The 1,493-nt window shown below is 44.7% G+C and carries 1 protein-coding gene; it reads left to right on the top strand.

What is annotated here, in order from left to right; genetic code table 11:
- The first annotated feature begins 105 nt into the window (after positions 1 to 105).
- Complete coding sequence (locus I6F50_RS20090; RefSeq protein WP_197177147.1) at positions 106 to 1,479, top strand: IS4 family transposase; 1,374 nt, start codon at positions 106 to 108, stop codon at positions 1,477 to 1,479.
- The last annotated feature ends 14 nt before the right edge of the window (positions 1,480 to 1,493 follow it).

Raw genomic sequence — 1,493 nt, 5'->3', positions numbered from 1 at the left:
AGCTGTCTCTTATACACAAATCCCTGCTAAGAAATTAGCGGGGATTTTTTTGAACTAAATCTCAATGTCATGATCAGATCTTCAAATCTTGTTTGAGGGCACATTATGATTAACGAACATACTCATTGGGCAAAACAACAATTCGGTAAATCGGACTTAGGTGATCCAAGAAGAACAGCGCGTCTGGTAAAGTTAGCATCAACGCTTGCAAATGAACCAGGAAAACCACTTGTGAACATCACTCAATCCCCCGCCGATATGGAAGGTGCCTACCGCTTTATTCGCAACGAGAATATTGACGCAACGGCTATAGCCGAGTCAGGCTTTAAAGCCACGGTTGAACAAGCAAAAAGTCATAACTTATTGCTCGCATTAGAAGACACGACCACACTAATTTATAAACATTCCTCCATTCGAGATGATTTGGGTCATGTCGGACGAGGAGCAAAACAACGATGCTTGTTAGCTCATAGCGTATTACTGTTTGCGCCAGACACAAAGCAAGTTGTGGGATTAATTGAACAGTCTCGCTGGAGTCGTGATATCAACACGATTGGAAAAAGAGAAAAACACGCGACGACTTCTTACGAAGAAAAAGAAAGTTACAAGTGGGAGTCAGCGTCACGAGCGATGGCAGAGCGGCTGCAAGGACAAATGGCGAACGTGATATCGGTGTGTGACCGCGAAGCGGACATCTACGAATACTTGCAGTATAAACTAACCGAGCAGCAACGATTCGTCGTACGCTCGATGCAAAGTCGTCATATTGAAGAAGGTGAGGATAAGCTCTATGCGTTTGCAAGCGAGCTGATGAGTGCAGGCACCAAACACATCCACATTGCACAAAAAGGAGGAAGAAAAGCCCGAAGCGCAACACTGGATATCACCTATGCGCCAGTGACACTCAAAGCGCCTTACAATAAGAAAGGACACTCCCTCCCAGTTTACTATGTCGGCTGTGCAGAGCGAGGAAACGCTAAGAACGGCTTAAGCTGGCACCTATTAACCAGTGAACCAGTCACCAGCAAAGAAGACGCCTTAGCTATCATCACCTACTATGAGCACCGTTGGCTTGTAGAGGAATACCATAAAGTCTGGAAAAGTGATGGTACGGATATCGAAAGTTTACGCCTTCAAAGCCAAGATAACATGGAAAGATTGGTGACGATTAATGGCTTTATTGCGACGCGAATATTGCAACTAAAGTTCACCAATGAGCAGCCTGATTCTCCAAGTTGTGAACAACTGTTATCTCCCAAAGCATGGAAGTTATTGTGGTTAAAGAGAATAAAAACACCATTGCCTGAAACTGCTCCAAATATGTCATGGGCGTATCAGGAACTGGCAAAGTTAGGAGGCTGGAAAGATACCAAGCGCACAGGGCGTGCATCTGTGAAAGTGTTATGGCAAGGATGGCTTAAGTTACAAGCCATCCTGGAAGGCTACGATTTAGCAAAATCTCTTGAGCCAGACTTGTGATCAAGAGACAGCTA

The sequence above is a fragment of the Pseudoalteromonas sp. NZS127_1 genome, from assembly GCF_015864295.1.
Taxonomy (GTDB): domain Bacteria; phylum Pseudomonadota; class Gammaproteobacteria; order Enterobacterales; family Alteromonadaceae; genus Pseudoalteromonas; species Pseudoalteromonas arctica.
Note: the sequence above shows the minus strand (reverse complement) of the source record. Positions and strands in the feature narration are given on the sequence as shown.